The 23,284-nt window shown below is 42.1% G+C and carries 17 protein-coding genes and 6 pseudogenes; 10 read left to right on the plus strand and 13 right to left on the minus strand.

Annotated elements, in window-relative coordinates; all coding sequences use genetic code 11:
* Positions 1–22 precede the first annotated feature (22 nt).
* A protein-coding gene (locus tag XBJ1_RS20450; protein WP_143827617.1) for an IS1 family transposase occupies positions 23–717 on the minus strand; the annotation gives its coding sequence in 2 pieces (ribosomal slippage) (positions 23–462 and positions 462–717; 696 coding nt in all).
* Between the two features lie 306 nt (positions 718–1,023).
* Positions 1,024–1,344 carry a heavy metal-binding domain-containing protein gene (locus XBJ1_RS02020; RefSeq protein WP_012987068.1) on the minus strand — a complete coding sequence of 107 codons (321 nt, stop codon included), beginning with the start codon at positions 1,342–1,344 and terminating at the stop codon, positions 1,024–1,026.
* A 991-nt stretch (positions 1,345–2,335) separates the two neighbouring features.
* Here XBJ1_RS02020 and XBJ1_RS22855 point away from each other — a divergent pair.
* Both XBJ1_RS22855 and XBJ1_RS02025 read left to right on the plus strand, forming a co-directional pair.
* On the plus strand, positions 2,336–2,521 hold the full coding sequence (locus XBJ1_RS22855; RefSeq protein ID WP_071822424.1) for an IS3 family transposase: 186 nt from the start codon (positions 2,336–2,338) through the stop codon (positions 2,519–2,521).
* Between the two features lie 228 nt (positions 2,522–2,749).
* The gene (locus tag XBJ1_RS02025; RefSeq protein WP_038198297.1) at positions 2,750–4,363 is read left to right on the plus strand and encodes a hypothetical protein; all 1,614 of its coding nucleotides are present in this window, start codon (positions 2,750–2,752) and stop codon (positions 4,361–4,363) included.
* Positions 4,364–4,449: 86 nt separating this feature from the next.
* Here XBJ1_RS02025 and XBJ1_RS02030 read toward each other — a convergent pair.
* The 3 pseudogenes from XBJ1_RS02030 to XBJ1_RS22075 all read right to left on the minus strand — a co-directional run.
* Positions 4,450–4,722, minus strand: a pseudogene (locus XBJ1_RS02030) (DNA replication protein DnaC); the annotation flags it as partial.
* Between the two features lie 43 nt (positions 4,723–4,765).
* Positions 4,766–4,976, minus strand: a pseudogene (locus XBJ1_RS20455) (PTS fructose transporter subunit EIIBC); the annotation flags it as partial.
* Positions 4,949–5,173: pseudogene (locus XBJ1_RS22075) on the minus strand (hypothetical protein); the annotation flags it as partial. The pseudogenes XBJ1_RS20455 and XBJ1_RS22075, both read right to left, overlap by 28 nt.
* A gap of 706 nt (positions 5,174–5,879) precedes the next feature.
* Here XBJ1_RS22075 and potA point away from each other — a divergent pair.
* The 4 genes from potA to potD all read left to right on the plus strand — a co-directional run bounded on the left by potA (position 5,880) and on the right by potD (position 9,888).
* Positions 5,880–6,995 (plus strand): spermidine/putrescine ABC transporter ATP-binding protein PotA, encoded by a 1,116-nt coding sequence (potA, locus tag XBJ1_RS02035; protein ID WP_012987076.1) that lies wholly within the window; start codon positions 5,880–5,882, stop codon positions 6,993–6,995.
* Positions 6,979–7,839 (plus strand): spermidine/putrescine ABC transporter permease PotB, encoded by an 861-nt coding sequence (gene potB / locus XBJ1_RS02040; protein ID WP_012987077.1) that lies wholly within the window; start codon positions 6,979–6,981, stop codon positions 7,837–7,839. The genes potA and potB overlap by 17 nt, the downstream gene beginning before the upstream one ends.
* Complete coding sequence (gene potC / locus XBJ1_RS02045; protein ID WP_012987078.1) at positions 7,836–8,615, plus strand: spermidine/putrescine ABC transporter permease PotC; 780 nt, start codon at positions 7,836–7,838, stop codon at positions 8,613–8,615. Before potB ends, potC begins: the two co-directional genes overlap by 4 nt.
* A gap of 220 nt (positions 8,616–8,835) precedes the next feature.
* A complete protein-coding gene (gene potD / locus XBJ1_RS02050; RefSeq protein ID WP_012987079.1) occupies positions 8,836–9,888 on the plus strand; it encodes a spermidine/putrescine ABC transporter substrate-binding protein PotD in 1,053 nt (350 codons plus the stop codon).
* A gap of 60 nt (positions 9,889–9,948) precedes the next feature.
* On the opposite strand, the pseudogene XBJ1_RS20460 reads toward potD, so the two are convergent.
* Both XBJ1_RS20460 and XBJ1_RS02055 read right to left on the minus strand, forming a co-directional pair.
* Positions 9,949–10,483: pseudogene (locus XBJ1_RS20460) on the minus strand (hypothetical protein); the annotation flags it as partial.
* A gap of 188 nt (positions 10,484–10,671) precedes the next feature.
* On the minus strand, positions 10,672–12,096 hold the full coding sequence (locus tag XBJ1_RS02055) for a membrane lipoprotein lipid attachment site-containing protein (RefSeq protein WP_012987082.1): 1,425 nt from the start codon (positions 12,094–12,096) through the stop codon (positions 10,672–10,674).
* 421 nt (positions 12,097–12,517) lie between these two features.
* On the opposite strand from XBJ1_RS02055, the gene XBJ1_RS02060 reads away from it, so the two are divergent.
* Positions 12,518–13,918, plus strand: a complete 1,401-nt coding sequence (locus tag XBJ1_RS02060) for an RtcB family protein (RefSeq protein ID WP_012987083.1) — start codon at positions 12,518–12,520, stop codon at positions 13,916–13,918.
* Between the two features lie 445 nt (positions 13,919–14,363).
* Here XBJ1_RS02060 and XBJ1_RS20465 read toward each other — a convergent pair.
* Positions 14,364–15,181, minus strand: a protein-coding gene (locus XBJ1_RS20465; RefSeq protein ID WP_143827618.1) for an IS5-like element ISXbo1 family transposase whose coding sequence is annotated in 2 segments (ribosomal slippage) — positions 14,364–14,821 and positions 14,821–15,181 — 819 coding nt in all. Because the reading frame shifts where the segments join, the coding sequence is not laid out codon by codon here.
* 67 nt (positions 15,182–15,248) lie between these two features.
* Here XBJ1_RS20465 and XBJ1_RS02075 point away from each other — a divergent pair.
* Positions 15,249–15,716 (plus strand): annotated as a pseudogene (locus XBJ1_RS02075) (helix-turn-helix domain-containing protein); the annotation flags it as partial.
* A gap of 74 nt (positions 15,717–15,790) precedes the next feature.
* On the opposite strand, the gene XBJ1_RS02080 reads toward XBJ1_RS02075, so the two are convergent.
* Complete coding sequence (locus tag XBJ1_RS02080) at positions 15,791–16,708, minus strand: DMT family transporter (protein WP_012987087.1); 918 nt, start codon at positions 16,706–16,708, stop codon at positions 15,791–15,793.
* Positions 16,698–17,477, minus strand: coding sequence for a hypothetical protein (locus XBJ1_RS02085; RefSeq protein WP_230578682.1), 780 nt, complete (start codon positions 17,475–17,477; stop codon positions 16,698–16,700). Before XBJ1_RS02085 ends, XBJ1_RS02080 begins: the two co-directional genes overlap by 11 nt.
* A 535-nt stretch (positions 17,478–18,012) precedes the next feature.
* Here XBJ1_RS02085 and XBJ1_RS02090 point away from each other — a divergent pair.
* Positions 18,013–18,987, plus strand: coding sequence for a threo-3-hydroxy-L-aspartate ammonia-lyase (locus XBJ1_RS02090; RefSeq protein WP_012987089.1), 975 nt, complete (start codon positions 18,013–18,015; stop codon positions 18,985–18,987).
* Between the two features lie 82 nt (positions 18,988–19,069).
* Here the strand turns inward: XBJ1_RS02090 and XBJ1_RS02095 are convergent, their stop codons facing one another.
* Positions 19,070–20,344: a bifunctional O-acetylhomoserine aminocarboxypropyltransferase/cysteine synthase gene (locus XBJ1_RS02095; protein ID WP_012987090.1), complete on the minus strand. Its 1,275-nt coding sequence runs from the start codon at positions 20,342–20,344 to the stop codon at positions 19,070–19,072.
* A 493-nt stretch (positions 20,345–20,837) separates the two neighbouring features.
* Between XBJ1_RS02095 and XBJ1_RS02100 the strand changes: the two genes are divergently transcribed.
* Positions 20,838–21,425 (plus strand): Ail/Lom family outer membrane beta-barrel protein, encoded by a 588-nt coding sequence (locus XBJ1_RS02100; protein ID WP_012987091.1) that lies wholly within the window; start codon positions 20,838–20,840, stop codon positions 21,423–21,425.
* Positions 21,426–21,516: 91 nt separating this feature from the next.
* Here the strand turns inward: XBJ1_RS02100 and XBJ1_RS22860 are convergent.
* Both XBJ1_RS22860 and XBJ1_RS02105 read right to left on the minus strand, forming a co-directional pair.
* A pseudogene (locus XBJ1_RS22860) lies at positions 21,517–21,851 on the minus strand (transposase); the annotation flags it as partial.
* Between the two features lie 48 nt (positions 21,852–21,899).
* Positions 21,900–23,282, minus strand: coding sequence for a TolC family outer membrane protein (locus tag XBJ1_RS02105; RefSeq protein WP_012987092.1), 1,383 nt, complete (start codon positions 23,280–23,282; stop codon positions 21,900–21,902).
* Positions 23,283–23,284: the final 2 nt, after the last annotated feature.

Here is a 23,284-nt window from a genome sequence, read left to right on the forward strand (position 1 = left end):
TATTAAATGATTAGATTAGGTATTAAAAATAATGTTCACGTTCAATAAAGGTTCCTATCACTTTATCGTGCATTTCTTCCGATTTTGAATACCCAATGGTTTTTCTATTCAGCCTTTTGATTCGGGTACGATGCGTTAAATTCGTTCTCTCTATACGCTGAATAAACGCCTTTCCAGTCAAGTGCTCTTCCTCGGGAAGTGGGTCATAAACAACATAGTCATCCGTGCAGTAAAACCGAATAGTAAAGGAAGATAAGAGGGTAAGCAGCTTGTCTAACGTTTTTCGACTGCGATCGCCAAAAACATGAGCCACTATTCGCTTCAGGCGGGGTTCCCAAGCATACCAAAGCCAGCGTTGGTTTTTCTTATTGCCGACAAACGACCATTGCTCGTCGATTTCACAGACAATCTGGATGCCACATTCCGCAAGGGGAAGTGTCGTTACGTTTCGGGGTCTGAGGTTTTTAATGTTTTCATGACGGTGGCGGTGGCGACTTTCAGGATCCGAGCGGTGTCACGAATTCCCCCGTTATTCATCGCGATATCGACAATCTGTTCTTTAACGCCGGGTTTGCAGGCCTGATAGGTATACGCCAACTGAAAGACCTTACAGCAGCTATAACAGCGATAACGAGGATGTCCGCCATTTCCTTTCCCATGTCCTTTGACCTGTTCTGATTTGTGGCAATAACGGCAATAGACATCAACTTTGGCCATACTTCATCCTTAAAAAGCCGGAAGCATATCACAGCAACTAACCATTTAATACATGACCGCTTTTTAGCGGCTTAAGTTATCCATTTATAATCAGCAAAACACTGATAACGCACCTCACTCTTCCATTGCGATCCGCACGGCTTCGTCCATTCGTTTCAGCCTTCGCGGTTATGCTCTGTCGGTGGCAGGGTACAGTTAATGCGCAGGAAAATGAAATGTAATAATTGTTGGAAAGAATATTTGGATGCCACATGCTCTGGCTTATTACCAGTTTAGGGAACCTAAAATCCTGCCTACTATCCCTCCTTACACAATCTTCACCGCAGTCCCCGAGACAGTGACCATCAACATGCCGCCATTTTTACCAACCGTCTCATAGTCAATATCAATACCGACAACCGCATTGGCTCCTAGCGCTTGGGCTTGTGCATTCATTTCCGCGAAGGCGATTTCCCGTGCATTTTTCAATTCTTTCTCATAAGCGCCAGAACGTCCGCCGATGATATCTCTCACCCCAGCAAAAAAATCCTTAATAATATTGACCCCAAGAATCGTTTCCCCTGTGACGACACCCAGATATTCCGTGATGGTATGACCTTCCAGCGTAGGTGTTGTTGTATTTTTCATAATCGATCTCCGTTTGATATTACATCACTTATGTTTTTTGTTGGTACTCAGGTGGCCTTATTTGCCACCTGAGCTTGCTATATTACCGCGGGAGCTTGCCGATCACTACGAATGTCATACGTTGTGGCTGATACTAATCGTGATAATAGGCTTTAGCCTGCTCACTAGACGCGTGGCGCACTGTACCAAGGGAGACAATCGGGTCTCGTTCGGTCGGCTACGTGATAGCGCAATTGCTCTCATTGTTGATTGATCCGAAAGCCGATATCTTGTCGTAAACCAGATCCTGTGAAAGCGGATAAAGAAGCGATTGCGACTATTCAACGATCGGCTCCATTCTCCGCGTCACCTCAGGATTTAGTATAAGATGGGGGTGGAATTTGTCGCCACTATCACGTTTGATGCAGTGGCTATGTAGGATTTTACGATACGCCTCATCTTTCAAGTTGCTGTTTTGTTGGTTGTAACTTGAAATCTATTTTGGCTGAAAAGTCAGAAGCGAGAAATGGTTTCTACTACCAGTTTAAGAAACGTCGCTTTTACTTTTTCCGCTGTTTCAATGACTTCTTCATGACTAAGAGGCTGTTCTAGAATGACGATTTTATCGACTATTAGTAGACACGATGCTAAGTGAGTCAAATCATTCATAAGGGTGATTCGCTTGACAAAACAGTATCAGCAAATGCAACAGGATTTCCATGTCACAGTGCTAAACTAGAAATAGGGCGGTAATATCACCTAGCTGAGCACAAGTGAAGGCTGGTTGTTCTGGCCGTGGTTATCGATAGGGTGGTTATTGAGTGAGGCATGTCTTCTTGAATGAAGGTACAACTGGCCTGTGATGCACTAATTATGTGCTTTGGCTACATAAACGCCAAAGTATGTGATTGTGTACGCTGGCAGAGGAAATCAATACTGGTCGGAGGATTATTAGGCATTATTGATAAAAGGTATGACTTGCATTGCAGTATGAGTGCTAAAGCCTGCTGATATGATAATACACGTCCGTGCAGAAAGTTTTTTCCATTCGTTAGAAGTTGAATTTATACATGGTGAAAGCTTCGCGATACGAATGGTTATGTGTCAGACAGTTTTTGACTATATAGAAGGGGATTATAATCGTCGGTGTTATCACAACGCTAACAGTGGTCTCAGTCGAGAATCATTTGAGAAATAGAATTTTGCTTAGTTTGGTGTCCATTATTTGTGAGTAAAATCACAATACTATAATAAAGTTTTGTCTAATTTACAGAAAACAAATAAAAAACACAAATGAATAACCTATGATTAATGTAATCATAGATCAACATAAAACAGAGGCTTAGTCGATGAGAAACAAAAAAAGGAAAAATACAAAAAAAAAGAATCCATTTATCCATTTGAAATAAATGGAGATATTTTATCGGTGTGCAATAGTATTATAGAATTTCTGGATGAAAATGAGATAACAGAACATCCTGACTATTATATAAGTAAAGCGATTTTAGCAAGAGAGAATAGAGAGTATATAACTGAAAGGCAGTCGGTGCTTCATTTACTATTCTTCATAGAAAAAAAACCTATTCTTATAAGTGAACTCTTGAATAAAATAGATGATATGAATCTTACAGATAAAACACAATTCCTTCTCGGGATAAATAAATCAACATCTATTTTACATCCATATATTAGAACTATTATTACTTTTATCCTCTCAGGCACTAAGCAGCAGATAAATTCTTACTTTAATTGTTTTCTGGGACGTTCTCCAAAATATGGTGAGATACCGCCATTCCCTGCCGTTGATACTTTATCTATTGATATCTTGCTTAATTTCTATGAAGCAACACATAGATTCTTAGTCAACACCTCTTCAGGGCTAGCTATTCTTGAAAAGATGACGAAACTTATCTATGCAGTTGCAAAAGAAAAATCTAGTCAAAGTGTGCTTTTCTTTATGTCATATTTTAATACAGATATAAACCCCCGTTATGCTATAGATATAGCAAATACTTTCTTTGATGCGGATAACATTTCATTAGAAAATAGTGTGTATACTCAATCTTTGGCATATAACACAGCTTTAACTGCAACAAAAATTGGAGATATCAGTGAAGCAGAACACTGGCTGGATTATATCGATGATGATGATAAAAAGAATAGAATTATATCGATCGTCACAGAAATAGATAAAAAACAAAATGCAAGAAAAAAACACCCATTAAATCCGAAGAATATTAAAATAAAAAACATTAACGAAATTGAAACGCTTGATCTTATATCAATTTGTTCATTTCTTGATGGTTGTGGTGATGATTGGGGTTTTAAAGAACTCTATCGATCAGGTAGTTACATTTTTCCATCAAAAATATTGACAACTGAGATGTTTAAGTCGCTAGCTGTCAAAGGAATAATAACTCTAACTCAACAGGATTTTGATAACATTGAAAACAAATTACTCAATGATTTTGACCATATTGTTAATAATTTTAAGTTCCATTTAAATGTTATAGGGATTATTGATAATAGAAAGATCTCCATTAAGATATTCCTAGAGGAGATAGATAGAAGAAAAGATAAATTTGATGCGTCCTTTGAAATGTGGAAGGAAATTTCTACTGGATATTTTCATGACGCAATGGAGTATTATTTAGGAAATATAAGAGATAGTTGGTCAAATGAGTTCATGCTCAATGAAAAAACTATTGAAAGACTCTCGACTACGTGTTTGAGTGCAAAAGATCTCTCTTATATAGCAAGTTCATCTGTTAGGTATTCCGCAGGACAACATGCCATTAAATATACACAAAGCAATAGACACACCTGCAATACTTTAATTAGCAGTATTAATAAAAATATTGACTGGGTTGAAAGCGATAAATTTCTAGGAAAAGCGTACCCTAGAGGCAAAAAACAGCCAGTTCTATCCTCTGAAAGGATTATCGAGCATATTACTAATATTAATCCAGATGATTTATACAACAATGTACCAAAATTGACAGAACCAGTCATCAAAGATGAAACTGAAAGTGATAAATAAATTGTAAGCCCCTGTAATCAGGGGTTATTTTAGTCATTTATATAAATAACGTATCGGCATTAGCTCTAATCAAAGCGGATATTCACTCAGTATTCATTTCCTTTAATACGACTACGATAACTGCCCCAATTAAATATAACCCATAGGCTATCACCAAGACGCATACGATCCATTACCCTTTCACCAAGTAGAGTATTCATACCATTCATGTCAAGATTTGACAACATACCAGTGGGACGCTTTGATGATGAACGACGATCTACTATCTGATTGATAGTCACTTTTTCATAGCGTGACTCTATCTGCATGCCTATCTCATCAATTACAAGTAAATCAACAGTACTCAGCTCTTGCAGCAACCCCCCTCTCTATCAGCGTTGTTAGTGGGGGTGACAACTATGCTGACAGAGAGGGGTAACCGGAGAGCACTGGCACCATTAGCGAAAGTGCGGAGCTGGCGCCGATTTGCATCAGGGCTGCGGCCAGTGTGCCGGATTCTTTAAATTCTTCTATGCCGAAGACAAATGACAGGGAGATGCACACCCCCCGCGACGACCATCGGCAGTATGTAGGAAACGCCGGTCATTAAGTGCTGGTGAGCGCCACGATGTTCATTGTGTTGTGCTGCACCGCGTTATCAGGCGCAGAATTGCCGATGATAATCACCAGCTCTGCGTTGTTCACGTCTGTGACAAAGGAAGGGCCGTGTTGGTGGCGATGGTCATCAATACTCCAACGAGTTGCTGTTGTCCCATGTGGAATGGCAATGCCGTTACCAAGATAGGTTGAGGACGGTATTTCACGCTCTAAAATAATCTCTATTCATTCTCTTAATATCGCATCAATGTTCAAATGAACTCACCTTTTGGAGGTGAGGAGATGATGCGATCCTGATTACCTGAATAGGGTTATTTAATTGTTTTTATTTGTGCAGATAGTCAATGCTGATTATCGACAACAATGCGCACGTATCGCCAAAAAGTTAGGGTGTAAAGTAGGGGATCCGGATTATTTTCCTAGAGGGTGATAGCGATCTTACTTATTTAAATTTTATTAATTTCAAAAAAGAATCGGATGGCGCGTTTTTGTCGAGGGGGAAAGAAAAGATAGCAGGGCCTGTATAACGCCGGAAGTGTGGCAGAGTAGCATAAACGGTGTTTTCAAGTGAGTTTTAATGGAGGGAAGAGCGGGTTTTCGTGTCTGAAGGATCTTATTGAAAGTAAAGAAAATTAAAAGTGATTGTAAAATGCCCGATAGGAAATTATTTCCAGGCGTGTAGACTGGGTACAACATGGAGTGCGATGTTATCATTTATGAAATGATAACAAAAAATGACATATTGTTATTGTTTCGGCTTTCAATTTCAGCTTACTGCGTTTATTATGCGCGCTTCGTAATTTCAACCGGCGCTACTGGTTTGAGCTTCAGCGGAGAAACGATTTTTCCTGCTGGCTGACACAGTCTTTTCCCGTGGCGGTTCTATCTGCATTATTCCAAGGGATAGATGATAGCATAAATGACTGAGAATACCTCTCTGACACCACTCGTTGAACTAAACACCCTGAGTAAGGGTTTCGACGGCAAACAAGTTATTTCACAGCTCGATCTGATTATCAATGATGGCGAGTTCCTGACCATTCTTGGGCCATCCGGTTGCGGCAAGACCACTGTACTCCGTCTGATTGCCGGGCTGGAAGATGCGGATAGCGGCAAAATTTTATTGGAAGGGCAGGATATTACTGATATTCCCGCCGAGCACCGTCACGTTAATACGGTGTTCCAAAGTTACGCGCTGTTCCCCCATATGACCGTATTTGAAAACGTCGCTTTTGGATTGCGCATGCAGAAAACACCGGCAAAGGAGATTGCCCCGCGTGTTGAAGAAGCGTTGCGCATGGTGCAGCTTGAAGAGTTTGCCCAGCGGCGTCCGGCTCAGCTTTCTGGCGGTCAGCAGCAGCGCGTGGCGATTGCCCGTGCGGTTGTGAACAAGCCGAAAGTCTTGCTGCTGGATGAATCGCTGTCGGCACTCGACTATAAGCTGCGTAAGCAGATGCAAAATGAGTTGAAAGCACTTCAGCGCAAGCTCGGCATCACTTTTATCTTCGTGACCCATGATCAGGAAGAAGCGCTGGTGATGTCAGACCGGATCGTGGTCATGCGTGATGGGTACATCGAACAGGATGGCACGCCGCGTGAGATCTACGAGGAGCCGAAAAATCTGTTCGTTGCCCGCTTTATCGGCGAAATCAATATCTTTGATGCCAAGGTGCAGCATCGCATTGATGAGCAGCGGATACGCGCTGACGTCGAAGGCCACGAATGTGATATTTTCACTTCGTTGCCCGTCACCGCCGGACAAATACTGAAAGTGTTGCTGCGCCCAGAAGATCTTCGGGTCGAAGAGATCAATCATGGCGAGCAGGTGTCGGGTCTGGTTGGTTATGTGCGTGAACGTAACTACAAGGGCATGACGCTGGATTCGGTGGTCGAAATGGAAAATGGCAAAATGGTCATGGTGAGCGAATTCTTTAACGAAGACGACCCCGATGTTGACCACTCCCTGAACCAGAAGATCGCGGTCACTTGGGTAGAAAGCTGGGAGGTTGTGCTGGTCGATGAAGAAGACGCGTAAATTATTCCAGAATATCGTCATCACGGGCATGGTGTCTTGGCTGATGCTGTTCGTCTTTATGCCGAACCTGATGATCATCGGAACCAGCTTTCTGACCCGCGATGACGCCAATCTGGTACAGATGGTATTTTCGCTGGACAACTATTCCCGCCTGTTCGATCCGCTGTATGCCGAAGTCTTGCTACACTCGCTGAATATGGCTATCGTCGCGACGTTATGCTGTCTGGTGATCGGCTACCCGTTCGCCTTTTTCTTGGCTCGGATGCCGGAGAAGCTGCGTCCGCTGATGCTGTTCTTGTTGATCGTCCCGTTTTGGACGAACTCTTTAATCCGCATTTATGGTTTGAAGATGTTCCTCAGCACTCGTGGTTATCTTAATGATTTCCTGCTGTGGCTGGGAATAGTCGATAAACCGCTGCGCATTATGTATACCTCCGAAGCCGTTGTGCTGGGGCTGGTTTATATCCTGCTGCCGTTTATGGTAATGCCACTCTATTCCAGTATTGAGAAATTGGATAAACCCTGTCTGGAAGCCGCGCGTGATCTGGGGGCGGGAAAATTGCAGACGTTTATCCGCATCATTATCCCTTTAACGATGCCGGGTATTATTGCGGGTTGCCTGCTGGTACTGTTGCCGGCAATGGGGCTGTTCTACGTGGCTGACCTGATGGGCGGGGCGAAAAACCTGCTGATCGGTAACGTGATAAAAAGCCAGTTCCTTAATATTCGCGACTGGCCGTTTGGGGCGGCAACCAGCATATGCCTGACGCTGGTGATGGGGCTGATGCTGCTGGTTTACTATCGTGCGGCTAAACTGCTGAACAAGAAGGTGGAACTGGAATGATCGGACGCCTGTTGCGTGGTGGTTTCATGACCCTCGTTTATGCTTATTTGTATATCCCGATCGTGATCCTGATCGTCAGTTCGTTTAACCAGTCACGGTTCGGTATTAGCTGGCAGGGTTTTACCACTGAATGGTATAACCTGCTGTTCAACAATGACAGCTTGCTTCAAGCGGCGGGACACTCCCTGACGATGGCGGTCACTTCCGCCACATTTGCCACTCTGATTGGTTCACTGACGGCGGTTGCCTTGTACCGTTATTCGTTCCGTGGCAAAAAGTTCGTGAGCGGTATGTTGTTCGTGGTGATGATGTCGCCGGATATTGTCATGGCGATTTCATTGCTGGTGCTGTTTATGCTGCTGGGCGTTTCACTGGGATTCTGGTCACTGCTGTTTTCGCATATCACGTTCTGTCTGCCATTTGTGGTTGTGACGGTTTATTCTCGTCTGAAAGATTTTGACGTCAAAATGCTGGAAGCGGCGCGGGATTTAGGGGCGGGTGAGTTGACCATTCTGCGTAAAATTATCCTGCCACTGGCGATGCCGGCAGTGATGGCAGGTTGGCTGCTCAGTTTTACCCTGTCGATGGATGATGTGGTTGTTTCCTCATTCGTGACGGGGCCAAGCTATGAAATCCTGCCCCTTAAGATTTATTCAATGGTAAAAGTGGGCGTTTCGCCGGAAGTTAACGCATTAGCGACTATTTTGCTGGTAATGTCACTGATATTGGTGCTGTTCAGCCAGTTTATTATGCGTGATCGTACTGGCAAAGCTTAACGTTGATTTGGGCGTGGTCACAAGCTGGCCACGTCTTCACTTTATTTGTAACATCGCTTTTTACCCTGAAAAATCAGAATTTCTTGCCAAAACGCCAATAAAACACGGGATAATTGGCTTTACCCCATGAAATGTCGCTTCTATAATAGCCGCTTTTCAAAGGATAGGTTCACTCTGGGCCTATACATGACTAACGCACCAACTGTGAGGGAAACACTGCATGAAAAAGTGGTTCTATCTGCTAGCCGCTGGGATGATGGCATTTAGCATTGGTTCGGTGAATGCCGCTGCCGCTGATGATGGCAAAACGCTGTATTTCTACAACTGGACTGAATACGTTCCGCCTGGTTTGCTCAACCAGTTCACCAACGAAACTGGGATTAAGGTGATTTACTCCACCTATGAATCCAATGAGAGCATGTATACCAAGCTGAAAACCTATAAAGACGGCGCTTATGATTTAGTTGTGCCATCCACTTACTTTGTCTCAAAAATGAGTAAAGAGGGGATGCTGCAAAAGATTGATACGAGCAAACTCAGCAATTTCAAAAATCTTGATCCGAATCTGCTGCATAAGTCTTTTGACCAGAATAACGAATATTCTATCCCCTATATTTGGGGAGCGACGGTCATTGGTGTCAACAGCGATAATATCGATCCAAAAACCATCAGCTCTTGGGCCGATTTTTGGAAGCCTCAGTATCAAAGCGGTCTGGTGCTGACTGATGATGCTCGTGAAGTCTTCCAGATGGCATTGCTGAAGCTGGGCTATTCCGGCAATACGACCAATCCGAAAGAGATTGAAGCGGCTTATCAGGAACTGCAAAAACTGATGCCAAACGTACTGGCATTCAACTCTGATAACCCAGCCAATCCATTTATGGAAGGTGAAGTTGATTTAGGTATGGTGTGGACAGGCTCTGCCTATGTAGCACGCCAGTCGGGAACACCGGTTGATATTATCTGGCCGAAGGAAGGCGGAATTTTCTGGATGGATAGTCTGGCGATCCCTGCCAATGCCAAGAATGTTGATGGGGCGATGAAGCTGATTAACTTCCTGTTACGTCCAGAGATCGCGGCACAGGTTGCACAAAAAATCGGTTATCCGACGCCGAATCTGGCAGCGAAAAAATTACTGCCGGCAGAAATCACGGGAGACCCGTCACTGTATCCTGATGAAGCCATTATCCAGAAAGGGGAATGGCAGAGCGATGTTGGCAACGCCAATATCCTGTACGAAAACTATTTCCAGAAACTGAAAGCGGGTCAATAACCTGCAACAGTCTGAATAGCAGAGGAGCGGGTGGCTCCCCTTTTTAATCTGTGCGGATTGTTGCTTAAAGACTTGGCTGCGATGCCAAATGACGAACTCTTCCAGCGGGTAATATTCTTTTTGCTGAGGGAGCAAGATTGGCTGATCGGCAAAATTCCAGAAAAGCTGCTCCACCATCTGGCCGCCATTAATACCTTTTGAAACGATTAACTTCATACTATCGTCAAGACCAATTGAACCCATATCGAATCCTCCTATCACGCCATATTCAATCAACTCGCGCTTTGGTGGTTCTTTATTGCCTTTTTGGGGTGTGCAGCGTTCGGTATTCTGCAACTCCCAGAACCCATCGCCGCGTAACCGCCAGAATGGCATGGTTGGATAATGGTTTTTGCGCTTTGGCCCAAAATTGTTGAGTAACTCCAGTAATGGCTGGTGGATTTCTTCCCCGTAGTTAAACAGTCGCCCATGCTTTTTTTGGTATTGAGAAAGTACATACAGCAGTAATAATGGCTTATGTGGCGCACGTTGATCCCCCCTTGCGCCATACCGAAAGGCTTGAGATAGCGGTTTGCAGTTTCTTGATCGTAAGCATGTGGGCTTTCTGACTAACGGGTAAAGGTATTGCGATCATGCTCGCAAAACGGGGAGAGGGCAAGGTGTTCAACATGTAGACGTCCTGCCCGCTCTGAATGGGCAGGAGGCAAATAAGGTTTTATCAATACCCATGCGTCATCATCTTGTTCCGGTATTAAGACCAGATGATAATACTATCAGTTTGCCTTAAGGTCGCAGCTTTGAAGGTGAGTACCCTTGCAGCTTAGTAGGATCTAAATGACGTAATACGCTGAGGAAAGCCATTCGTTCGACGGTGCTATGAATATCAGTGGCCACAAATATCTCATAAACCATACCATTATGGTTAATAAAATAACTATAGCCGCTTTCGGAAGATGGAGAAATATTGTAAACAAAAACATTCTCAATCCATTTTCCTCTAGGGTATTTATTCTTAAATTCAGAAATAACTTTTTTCATAGGTTTTGGATGAAAATAAAAATAAATTTTGGAGCTAAATGATTCTGATGGAAACCTTACCAATATGGAATTGAACCAATCTTTATCTTTGGAAAAATCTTTAGTTTCAGCCAACTTATCATTCATTTTTTTGATAAGAACCTTATGGATTTCTTGACTGTCAAAACTATCGGATATTTTTATTCCGTATTTGTTTTCAAAGTCAGTTTGAGATAGAGAAACATCCTGTATATTGGCGATTTCTCCTCGGTACTGCTCATCCATAGTACGTAGCATAATATAGGATTTTTTTATGGTTTCTAATTTAGGTGCGTTAGCAAGACCGATAAAATAATGTTGGGATTTTTCATCGTATTGATAATAAACTGCTTCCAGTTCACCGTGCATATTGTAGTAAATAGCGCCCTGTTTATCTTGATATAATATTTCATCTTGTATCTCTAACCATGATGAATAATCGAATTTATCTTTGAGGGATTTAATAATAAATAATTCACCAATAAGTTGACTGTTTTGATTTTTGAAATTATAAATTGTATTATCTTCACTCTCCAAATCAATACGTAATCCACCCATGTTACGAAAATATATACCAGAATTAATTTCATTTAAAGAGCCTGATTCTATCGGCTCGAGTTTAATACTAAAATCGTCTAAATAGGTTAACTGACCAAAGAAATCCTTAAAAACAAGTTCAGCCAGTTTTTCTTTCTGTGCAGCATATAATTTTTGTTTTTTAATTTCTGACTCTTTGAATTTATTTTGTATATCAAGAAGTCTTTTATCATTTTGTTTAACTTTATCTAATTCAAAGGTAATTATACAATTGTAAAAACCACAGATTCTCTTTTTATCACCAACTAGTTTGACACCTGAAAACGTGTTTTTCAGAGTAAGCATGTCATGGCCAATCTCAAGCCTGTTATCCTTGATCGCTGTTTTTTCTGGTTTAACACCGGTAAAGTAGCTGGCCTCATCAGGAGTCAGAAAAAAATACATATAATCTTTTTCTCCTTTGATTTTCTTTGCAATTAATTCCTTGAAATCCTCAAGCCCTTCGTCTTCATCAAAAATGACGTCAATATTTTTGATAAGATAATAACCTTCGTCAGCATCACCACAACCTGACAAAAATAACGTAAGTACAAACACTAAAAAAAACCTTTTCATTTTCCCTACCTATTTTAATCCCGAATTGTATTTAACACTAATAATAAAATAATGTTAACATTATTCATTAAATTTATTTGAATTTTAAGCGATCTAATCTCGTTAATTCAAGATATTAAAAAACACCCATTAATTCTGAGCCTGTTTCTGCTTAATCAACACATACGATTCAACCATTAAATAAAATGTGAATCTGTCTGCTAGAGTCATTCTGGTGGTAATTTACCTTATTAAACGAAATACATAATTTGGGGGGGTTACGGTGATTTTTTGTCGGTATCAGAAAGGCCTTTACAATCTCAGAATTCATGGATAGAGTAACGCCGCTAAAATCTTCCTGAATTGAGCTGCTGCAGGAAAAACAACACTTCTTCCCCATGAAAACGGAAGAAGCAATTTTTTGTTTTTCTAGGTAGCCAACATGTCTACGTTTACTCGTTTACAAAAACGTTTATCCCGTCAGGGAATCGAAACCCAGTACGAAAATAATATCTATCGTTTCAATAAAGAGCAGATTGAAGCTGAAGTTCTACTGCCTGAATCCTTGCCGTTGGAAGAAAAGGCCGTACAGCAATTACTTGACCTTGCTTCCGTTCACGTACCCGGTAGCGACGCGAAAGTGTGTCGTACCAGAGCGACACCGGATTTTCATCCGGGAGCGGTGGCGCCAGTGGGCTGTATTGTGGCAACGACAGAGGATCTGGTGATCCCTGCTGCTATTGGGACAGACATCAACTGCGGTATGCGCCTGCTGACAACGGGTTTGAGCTATGCAGAAGCGAATAGCCAAAAAGAAGCCTTGATTCAGCAGCTAAAAAATACCCTATTGATGGATCAACGTGATGTACCCGTCACTCCAACCTCATTCAGTGCCTTGTTTGACGAAGGGCTGGCGGCATGGTTACAGGAATTGCCCCAACAGGGGGTCTGGCAACAGGCCGATTTCAAGCGCATGCATACTGAATTAAACGCGATACTGAGTACTCAGGCAGTACAGGCGCATAGCCGATACGCACCTGAAGCCTTTTTCGAGCACCGTGAAATTATCCGTCCAGCCAGCTTGGGTACAGTGGGTTCAGGCAACCACTTTGTTGAACTGCAAATCGTCGATACTATTCTGGACAGGCACGCGGCATACGCGGCAGGTCTGCATGAAGGTGAGGTATTGATGATGATCCACACTGGTTCACGGGATGTGGGCTTTTACATCGGTCAGCGTTGGGTGGATAAAGCGAGAGCTTTATGGCCGGTTACGGCAAAATATCCATCTTCTGGCCTGTTTGGTCTGACAGATGAACACGCTCAGGAATATTTTCTGGCGATGGGCTGTGCGGCGCGTTATGCGTGGGCGAATCGCATTGTTTTGACGGAACTGGTGCGCGCGGCTTGGAAACAGATTTTTGGGCAGGATAAAAGTAAGCTGATTGTGGATCTCTCGCATAATATTATCTTTCCTGAGCAGGGTATGAACCTCCATCGCAAAGGTGCCACACCTGCACGAGCTGGGGAATTGGCGTTAATTCCCGGCTCAATGGGGGATTATTCTTACCTTGTATTGGGGAAAGGCAATGAAGACTGGCTGTGGTCGTGTTCACACGGAGCCGGGCGTTCGATACGCCGTCAGGCAATGCGGAATAAAGTGCCTGATCTACAAAAAAATAGTCGATTGCCGTGGCAGTGCATCACTTTGAAAAGTGATCGCCTGCGTGAAGAAGCGCCTGAGGCTTATAAGCCAATTACGCCGGTAATTGAGATTCAAGAACAGGCTGGATTAATTCAGCCCGTTGCAAGGGTCAGGCCGTGGATCACGTTCAAAGCTTGATATCTGATTGAAAATGCAAAGGCTGGTTTTTACCGGCCTTTGCATAATATGAATAATAGGTTTATTTGTTTATAATTTATCTGTTTTTTTGGTTATTTTGTCGTTTTATTGTCATTGGTGTTTCATTTTTTAATAAAATAATTTTTGAAATAAAAAACTGTATTCTTAATATGTAAAAAGAATAATTTTGGTGATTGAGAAATGCAGGTGTTGGGATAATAAAAACAGCAAATATAAAAAAACTTTGAGTGTGTTAATTATTTATTTTTGAAGATGTTTTCATCTATTTCTGTTAGTCTTTATTTATTCTTAATAAAAAATTGATTTGGTTATGAATAATACTCAACAACAAGATAGAGTTAAGAAAAATTGTATAGATATTGGTAACAAGGTAAAACGATTGCGTTTAGCTAGAAATATTTCTTTAAACGAACTGTCTAAGAGCCTATCCCAATAGGATTATATTCCAGACAATTAAACTACAAGCCAAATGAAGCATGGCTTCATAATTTTCAACCCGTTTTTCCCAACGGACCAGAATCCGACGAAAACGATTAAGCCAACTGTGTGTCCTTTCAACAACCCAACGGTTCACTTTAAAATCCTCTTGTTCGGCCAGCGCATCTTGTTCTTCTTTTCTTGATTGTATGCAGGGGACGTATCCACGGGTTTTTAATTCTTTTTCCAGCCATTCCGCCTCATAAGCTTTATCCCGATGGAGTTTGGTTCCATAACCCCGGCGTCCTGTCTGTAAACCGTCCAGGGTGGCTATAACAAGTCTGATATCATGAATATTAGCGGGCGCAACGGCAATCGCTAATGGCAAGCCCTGTCCATCCGTGAGCAAACTTCGCTTTACGCCTTGTTTTCCCCGGTCTGTTGGGTTGCGGCCTGTTTTTTTGAGCCGGCCAGGGGCGCTTTAGTCAAACAGCCATCCAGTGCCAATTTGCCCCAGTCGATAGCCCCTATTTTTTCACTGGCGAGTAAGCCATTTTGCCAGAGTCGCTCAAAGACGCCTCCCGCCACCCATTCCTGAAAACGGCGGTGAGCACTGCTTGAAGAACAAATCCCTGTGGCATTGAGGGCATTCCACTGGCATCCGGTTCGTAACACAAAAAAGATAGCATTCATAGCGGCCCGATTATCGACACGGCGGCGATGGCAGCCCAAAGGGTGATGGGTTTTATGTGGAGGGAGTAAGGGTTCAATTTTCTGCCAGAGTTCATCAGAAATGAACCATTGGGCTATTGATTTCTTATTCATGAAAAAATCCCCTAAATGTAAAAAAACAGGCTGACTATAATATCAAATATCTCCTATTGGGATACACTCTAAGTTGTCTGGTGTATCCAAGGCCGCACTATCTCAATTGGAGTCGGGCAACTCTAATCCTCGAATTGATACGTTAGATGCTATTGCAATTGCGCTACGTCTTCCGCTGGGAGATTTATTTGGCAGCAATAATGAGCGCTACCCCTATCTGGAAAAAAAGATTCCAATGAAGGATACATATTCCCAAGTGATGAAGTTTCGTATCGGCTTGGGGAGTGTTGCTGAAATATGGCATTTACAAATGAATCCAGGGGTTATTATTAGTAGTCCCGCTCATACAGTAGGGACTCATGAACACATTATGATTCATGATGGTGTATTAATGTTACGACTTTCAAACGATGAAAGTGTGATATTAAATCCCGGTGACTTTTATGCATTCTCTGGTGATGTCATACATTCCTATATATGTATTGATGTTGCCGTTAGTGCAACAGTAGTCATGTCTTATTCAATTCAAAGTTAATAATGATGGGGGAAAGATTGCCCCCATCATGTCAACATAATTATCTCTGCTCACTATCTATATGAGAAGGTTGATTACTCATAGCGTTTTCCTTCCACGATACGTCCTAGCAGAGCGGCACAGACAATAATGGCTCCGCCGAAGCCCTGCAAAATACCGATAGTTTCTCCCATAATTGTGACAGCAAACAGGGCTGCAAACCCGGGCTCCAATGACAAGATCAGGCCAACCCGAGTAGGGCTGGTGATGTTTGCTGCATAAAGCTGCATCAGAAAAGCAAAAGCAGTTGCGAGCAAACTCAGAAACAGAATATATCCCCAAACATTGAATGTGATGGTTGGAATGAGGAGCAATGATGCTGAATCAGTCATTAAAACAAAGGCTAATCCAAGTACGGAGACTGTCACCAGTTCAATCAGGGTGATATTAACTAATGAGTAGGATTTACCGGATGTCTGCTTACCAAACATAAAGATTTGGAAACCGCGAATCAGCGCTGCAAGCAGGATCAACCAGTCACCGTTATTAAAGCCAAAGTTGTCTGTATTGGAAAAACTTAATATCCCACCGCCGACTAAAGAAATAAAACAGGTAAAGTAAATAAACTTACTTTGCTTACGTTTGCCCAATATACGTTCAAAAAAGGGGACGATGACGACAGACAAGGCAATAAGGAACCCAGCATTAGACGCTGTAGTGTACTTTACTCCCAAGGTTTCAAACGTCAGGATGGCGTACAGCAGGCAGCCGAATATCAGGCCATTAATAATTTCTCCGGGTTTGATGTTATGCAGGCGTATTCGAGTGCCAAAAAACATAAAAGGTACGGCCAGAGCAAAGCGCAGCATCAAAAATAACGGTATAGTCACTCCGGCTTGAATGATCAATTGCATCAGCGAATAGCTGGCGCCCCAAGAAAGGGCAACAGCCAGTAGTCCCAGATCCAGCAGATAGAGACGCCTACGGGATAAGGGTAATGCATCATGAGACATTGTCAGTCCTTAAAATAATATGGCTGGCGTCGTAGCTGATACGTAGAGTTTCCTTTTTGAACTTGACCGACTTAATAGTAAATTCATTGATTTTATTCAGATTATCAACATGTGTGCCTGCACAGGGCATGGGTTCAGTACCTTCAATTAAACACAGCCGGGTATCCGCTTCATACCAAGTTGTTACTTGCCCGCCATCACGCAGTCTAGTGTTGATAGTTGTTTCGATATTTTGTAAAGATAGTTGATCGGAGGGTATGGCACTGGAGCCCATAGGAGAGAACTCAACGCGTGATTCTCCGGGAAAGTGGTGGCCTTTGATTGCCATCCAGCCATATTGACGCATTTCCCAGTTCAGCAGGTGACCAGCAGTGTGTAGCGCTGCATGACATATACGAGCCTCTTCTGATAGTTTTGAGTTCAATTGTGCACCTGGTGGGGCATGAAGTGCGGATTCCGGATACACGACTACCTGCCCTGTAGCCTGCTTTCTAACCTTCACGGGGATGTTATTTACCCAGCCAATATCAGCGGGTTGCCCCCCGCCTTGTGGATGAAATATGTTGTTGTTTAGAGCAATCCACTGTCCCCATTCATCAGAACCATTGGCGATGACTTCTCCAGTGGAGAGGAAACAGTATGTATTGTTGAGATAGCATTGAATTTGAGTCATTAAAACATTTTCTCTCATGGATGTGTTGAGCGGTATAAAAGGTTGACCAAGCAGGTTATGAGAGGCAATCCGGTTGTTGGTTTTTAGCAGTTTCAAAGAAACGATGTAGCATTGTCGCCTGCCTATGTGTTGTTGAGCGTGTCTGAGCCACAGTTACCGCTTTAATTGTTCGTAATTAAAATACAATGGATAAGTAAAACGAACAAATGTTTCTTATGTGTTAATAAAGAGATGAATTATTTTATATTGTTAATATAGTATAATTTAATAATCAGTATTATGAATTAAATTTGTTGTGGACTTTTTGCCGTATAGAGATGATCTTAATAAGATTTTGTGGGAGTTATTTCTAATAGTAAATAATATATTATTGAACTATAAATATTTACTACGGGCTCTACCATGAAATATAGGAGATAATTGATCTGTGGATTACTTTGCTTTATGTGTTAATGATTGATAATGAAAAATCACTAAAAATAGCTATTAATGGGTATATAACAGAGATAGGGTAAATTAACAAAATGATGAAATTTTACTGAGTCTTTATAAAAAATATAAAATTAATTATAGTAATAAGTCCAGCATGCTAAAAATATAAAGTATTTTTCTCAGTTCAGGAGCTTAAAAAATGAATTTCATTCCAGATTATCATGATGTGGTAGAAGCGCATTCCCGAATAAAAAAATATATCAATAAAACCCCTGTTTTTACGTCAAGGACTGTTAACCAACTCTTCAATGCTGAAGTCTATTTTAAGTGTGAAAATTACCAAAGAATGGGAGCATTCAAATTTCGTGGAGCTATGAATGCACTATATCAATTTAGTGATGAACAGAAAAAAGCGGGAGTCGTTACTTTTTCGTCTGGAAATCATGCTCAAGCTATTTCTTTGGCTGCTAATTTACTCAATATTCCTGCTACTATTGTTATGCCACAGGATGCTCCGAAGGCCAAAATTGCAGCGACAAAAGGTTATGGTGGTAAAGTAGTAATTTATGATAGATATACTGAAGATTGTGAGGAAATAACTCGTAATTTAGCGAATCAGTACGGTTTAACGTTTATTCCACCTTACGATCATCCACACATCATTGCTGGTCAAGGAACATCAACTAAAGAATTGTTTGAAGAAGTGGGAGAATTAGATGCCTTGTTCATTCCTCTTGGTGGTGGAGGATTATTATCAGGTTCTGCACTTTCTGCTGTTCATTTTTCTCCAAAATGTCGGATTTTTGGAGTAGAGCCTGTAGCAGGTAATGATGGTCAGCAATCTTTTAAAAAAGGTGAAATTGTTCATATTGCAACACCAAAAACCATTGCGGATGGAGCACAAACACAGCATCTAGGAAAATACACTTTTCCTATTATTCGTCATCTGGTTGAAGATATTCTAGTTACTTCAGATGATGAATTGATTGATGCTATGTACTTTTTAGCAGAACGAATGAAAACAGTTGTTGAACCTACAGGGTGTTTAGGGTTCTCTGCTGCAAGAAAAATGCGAGAAGAGTTAAAAGGGCAACGAATCGGGATTATTCTTAGCGGTGGAAATATTGATATGGAACGGTATTCTAACTTTTTATCTAATATCGGTAAAATCTGATTTTATATTTTTCATAATTTCACCGGTATCAATATCTGTTGATACCGGTGTTTTATTATTTCTTTGAATAATAAATTAATGACTATTTTGCGGCATCTAACGCCTGTGAAAGATCGGCAATAATATCATCGCTGTGCTCTATTCCAATGGAAAGACGAATCAAATCTCGTGATACCCCTGCTTTTACCATTTCTGCATCGTTTAACTGGCGGTGTGTGGTTGATGCCGGATGGCAGGCCAGAGATTTGGCATCGCCGATGTTGACCAGACGCACGATCAGTTCCAGTGCATCAATGAAACGTGTGCCAGCTTCTTCTTCTCCTTTGATACCGAATGACAGCACAGACGAAGGTTTCCCCCCCATGTAACGTACCGCCAGTTCATGCTCTGGGTGTTCAGGCAATCCGGCGTATTTAACCCAAGATACTTGAGGATGCTCATTCAAGTATTGTGCGACTTTCAAGGTATTTTCAGTATGGCGTTCCATGCGAAGCGCTAATGTTTCAAGCCCTTGCAGGATCAGGAACGCACTGAATGCCGAAAGTGTGGCACCAGTACTGCGCAGTGGCCCAACACGGCAGCGGGCGATATAGGCGGCTGCACCAAAATGTTCGGTATAAATAATTCCGTGATACGACGCATCCGGTGTGCTGAGAATAGCAAAACGATCTTGATGTTCTGCCCACGGGAATTTGCCTGAATCGACGATAATACCGCCAATGGTGGTGCCATGACCGCCGATATATTTGGTCAGAGAATGGATAACGATATCTGCACCATGTTCAAACGGACGGCATAAGTAGGGAGTTGCGACGGTATTATCGACAATCAGCGGGATACCATATTTATGGGCAACATCTGCCATTGCTTGGATATCAATGATATGGCCACCGGGGTTTGTGATGGATTCGCAATATACTGCTTTGGTTTTCTCATCAATCAATGCTTCGATGGCTGCGATATCGTTGTGATCAACGAAACGGGTCTCAATCCCTATGCTTGGGAAAGTGTGCGCCATCACGTTATAGGTTCCACCATACAGTTTTGCCACAGAAATGATGTTATCTCCCGCTTGGGCAATGGCTTGGATAGCATAGGTGACGGCTGCCATACCTGAAGCAACAGACAGCGCACCAATGCCACCTTCCAAGGCCGCAATGCGTTTTTCCAACACATCATTGGTTGGGTTCATCATGCGGGAGTAAATGTTACCTTCAACTTTTAAATCAAATAGATCAGCCCCATGCTGGGTATCATCGAAGGCGTAAGACGTTGTCTGGTAGATGGGAACGGCAACTGCTTTGGTGGCAGGATCTGGCGAATAACCCGCATGAATGGATAGAGTTTCTAATTTCATTGTCATTTCCTGTAATTAATTGAAATCGTTAAGTGAATTCGTATTTACGTTAGAAGCTGCCAATCAAAAGTAGTGGCGATTTTATCTACACTGATGCAATGGCTCCTTTTAATTAAATATCTGGGAAAAGCAGTTTGACGCTTTTCTGAATCAGAAGACATCATGAAAATATTTCATATAGAGAAAAACATCAATGTCATGACGTTGATTTATCCTTTTGCTAACTAATTAAATTACAACAAAATTTATTGCTGATTGACAAAATAATAGAGGTTATTGGTGTATGCCAAAAATAAATATTAAAATAGATCAATTAGATATCGAGTTTTAGTCAAAGTTCATTTTAGTTTTTTCAGTGAAATACAATGATAAGTAAATGATCAAGGCAAAATATCAATAATTCAATACTAATCACATTAGTAGAACTTTTTACCGATGTATTCCATAACTTATCTATACTTTTATCGGTAAATCACATCGAAGGTAATTAATAATGGTAATAAAAAAAGCACTTCTTGCTACCTTAGCCGTCTCTGGCGTTATGTATGGCTCATTGGCTTATGCGGATTCGCATACTGTCACTGTAGGTTATGCGCAAAGTAAGGTTCAGAATTTTAAAGATATTCGCGGGGTAAATTTGCATTACCGTTATGAATGGGATTCTCCAGTCAGTATTATTGGATCGTTTACTCATATGAAGGGCGATAGAGATTATAAATTTAGTTTTAAACATAATGGCAAGAATTATACTGGAGAGGATAGTCTTGATATGAAATATTATTCACTAATGGCAGGCCCTGCTTACCGCATCAATGACTATCTAAGTGTATATGGTTTGCTTGGTTTTGCACATTCAAAAGCTGATGCAACTGAAGGGGCTTATCATCTACGCAACACAGTCGAAGTTGAGGCCAGTAAAATGAATAGAAAATCGACCAACTTCGCCTATGGTGCTGGTGTAGAAGTTAATCCGATACAAAGTCTCAGCCTTTATGCCGGTTATGAAGGCGCATCAGTAAAATATAATGATAACCGTGAGGAAATTAACGGGTTTAATCTTGGTGTAGGTTATCGTTTTTAAATAAAAATCTGGAATGTCACTGTATTTATTATATATAAAAGCAAAGTGTGATTTCAATGTTGAATGAGCTTTGCTTTTTTATTATTTAACCTCAGCCTTGTTTAAAAATAGCGATATCACAATCCCGTAAATTCAAGCTCGGTTTTTCAGGTTGGAATGTATAAGCAATTAAGCCTGTGACAAATACCCTTTATCGCCATACCCTGTTAACCCTTATACCAGTGCTTTGACGGGATGACGATCATCTTTATTTCCTGAGGTCGGCTTAACCGCTAAAAGTTCAACACAATCATTGATAACTCAATGAAGTTTAAAGCCATAAAACCCGCCTGTACTTGTTTTCCCTCGCTATGCGACGCCTTCAAATACGCGATGACGGGGAATACGGAGGTTATGACAAACAGCAATTTGGGTTGAATTACTAAACTACCACCGACTTTAGTCGGTGGTAGTTTAGTAAATGGAAAAATTTAATCACTCAAAATATCCCGAAGCCAATTGAATATGCTCTCCATTCAATTGCCCGGCTTCACTCAATAATCCAATCCAGGATTTCATATATTGATATTTCGCCTGAGAAAGATCACGACGAGCGATGTAGAGCTGTTGCTCCGCATTCAGGATATCCACGTTAACCCGCTGCCCCAGTGCCACACTTTTCTGCGTTGCTTTAACCTGTAATTCAGCCGCTTCCACTGCCGATTCATAGGCACGTATCCGCTTCTCGCCGTTCATGCAGGCGTTATAATTGCGTCGCAGCGCATTCAGGGTTTCTCCCGCTTCGGCATCCATCTCATATTTGGCTTTGCTATAATTCGCTGCTGATTGACGCACTGCCGCCGACGTTCCTCCCCCATTATAGAGATTCATCGACACCCGCAAGCCGATTGAATCGGTACGGTATTTTTGATCGACGATGTTATCGCTGCTGGATTTATTTTCGGTATGGGAAGCATATAACTCCAGTTTTGGCAGATAACCTGCCCGATTGCGCTCAATGTCCTGAGCCGCAACGGCCACTTTCTGGCGAGCCTCCGCCAACTGCGGATTCTGGCTCAATGCTATCTGCTCCCAATCGGCATAATGTGCAAAAGCCAGTTTTATGATCTTGAAGTTCTGGACAGGTGACAGGCGATTGACCGGCAAATCGTCTGGTAAAGGTATACCAACCAGCAATTGCAAGTCACGGATTGCCGCATCCAGTTCATCTTTGACAGTTAACTCATCCGCCACAACCTGACTGTAATGGGCTTGGGTTTCCGCCACATCAGTGCGTGTGCCTTCACCGGAAGCAAACAATTTCTGATTGCGTTCCAGTTGTTCTTCATAAGCCCTGCGCTGCTGGGCAACCTGCGCCTGCCTGTCCTGCGCATAAGCGACATCCACATAGCTGTTTACTACCCTGACTGCCAGTTGTTGGGTGTCTACCCGAAAACGGGCATCACTCATCAGCACGTAGGCCTGACGGGTTTTGTAACGCGCCCACGCCTCGAAATCCACCAGCGGCTGAGTCAATACAAGCGAACCACTGTAACTGTGATACTGGCGGTTGCGACTTTCCGTGATCATATTTCCCCTTTGCCCTGAAGCTGAAGAAGAGGACTCCATTTTCTGCCAATTCTGGGGAACATATTGGTAGTTAAAAGCGAGCTTGGGCAGTAATTCCGCCCGCCCAAGGTTTTTCTCTTCCTGCCCCGCTTCCTGCGCTTTTATCGCCGCCTGAAACGTCGGATCGTGTTGCAGTGCCAGAGCGTAAGCCTCCGTTAAGGAAAGCGCCTGAACCGTACCTGAAAACAACATCAGCAGAAACAACGGTAAAAACAGGACACGCCCTGTAACACTATAAGATCTGAACATCC

Source organism: Xenorhabdus bovienii SS-2004 (assembly GCF_000027225.1).
Classification (GTDB): Bacteria; Pseudomonadota; Gammaproteobacteria; order Enterobacterales; family Enterobacteriaceae; genus Xenorhabdus; species Xenorhabdus bovienii_C.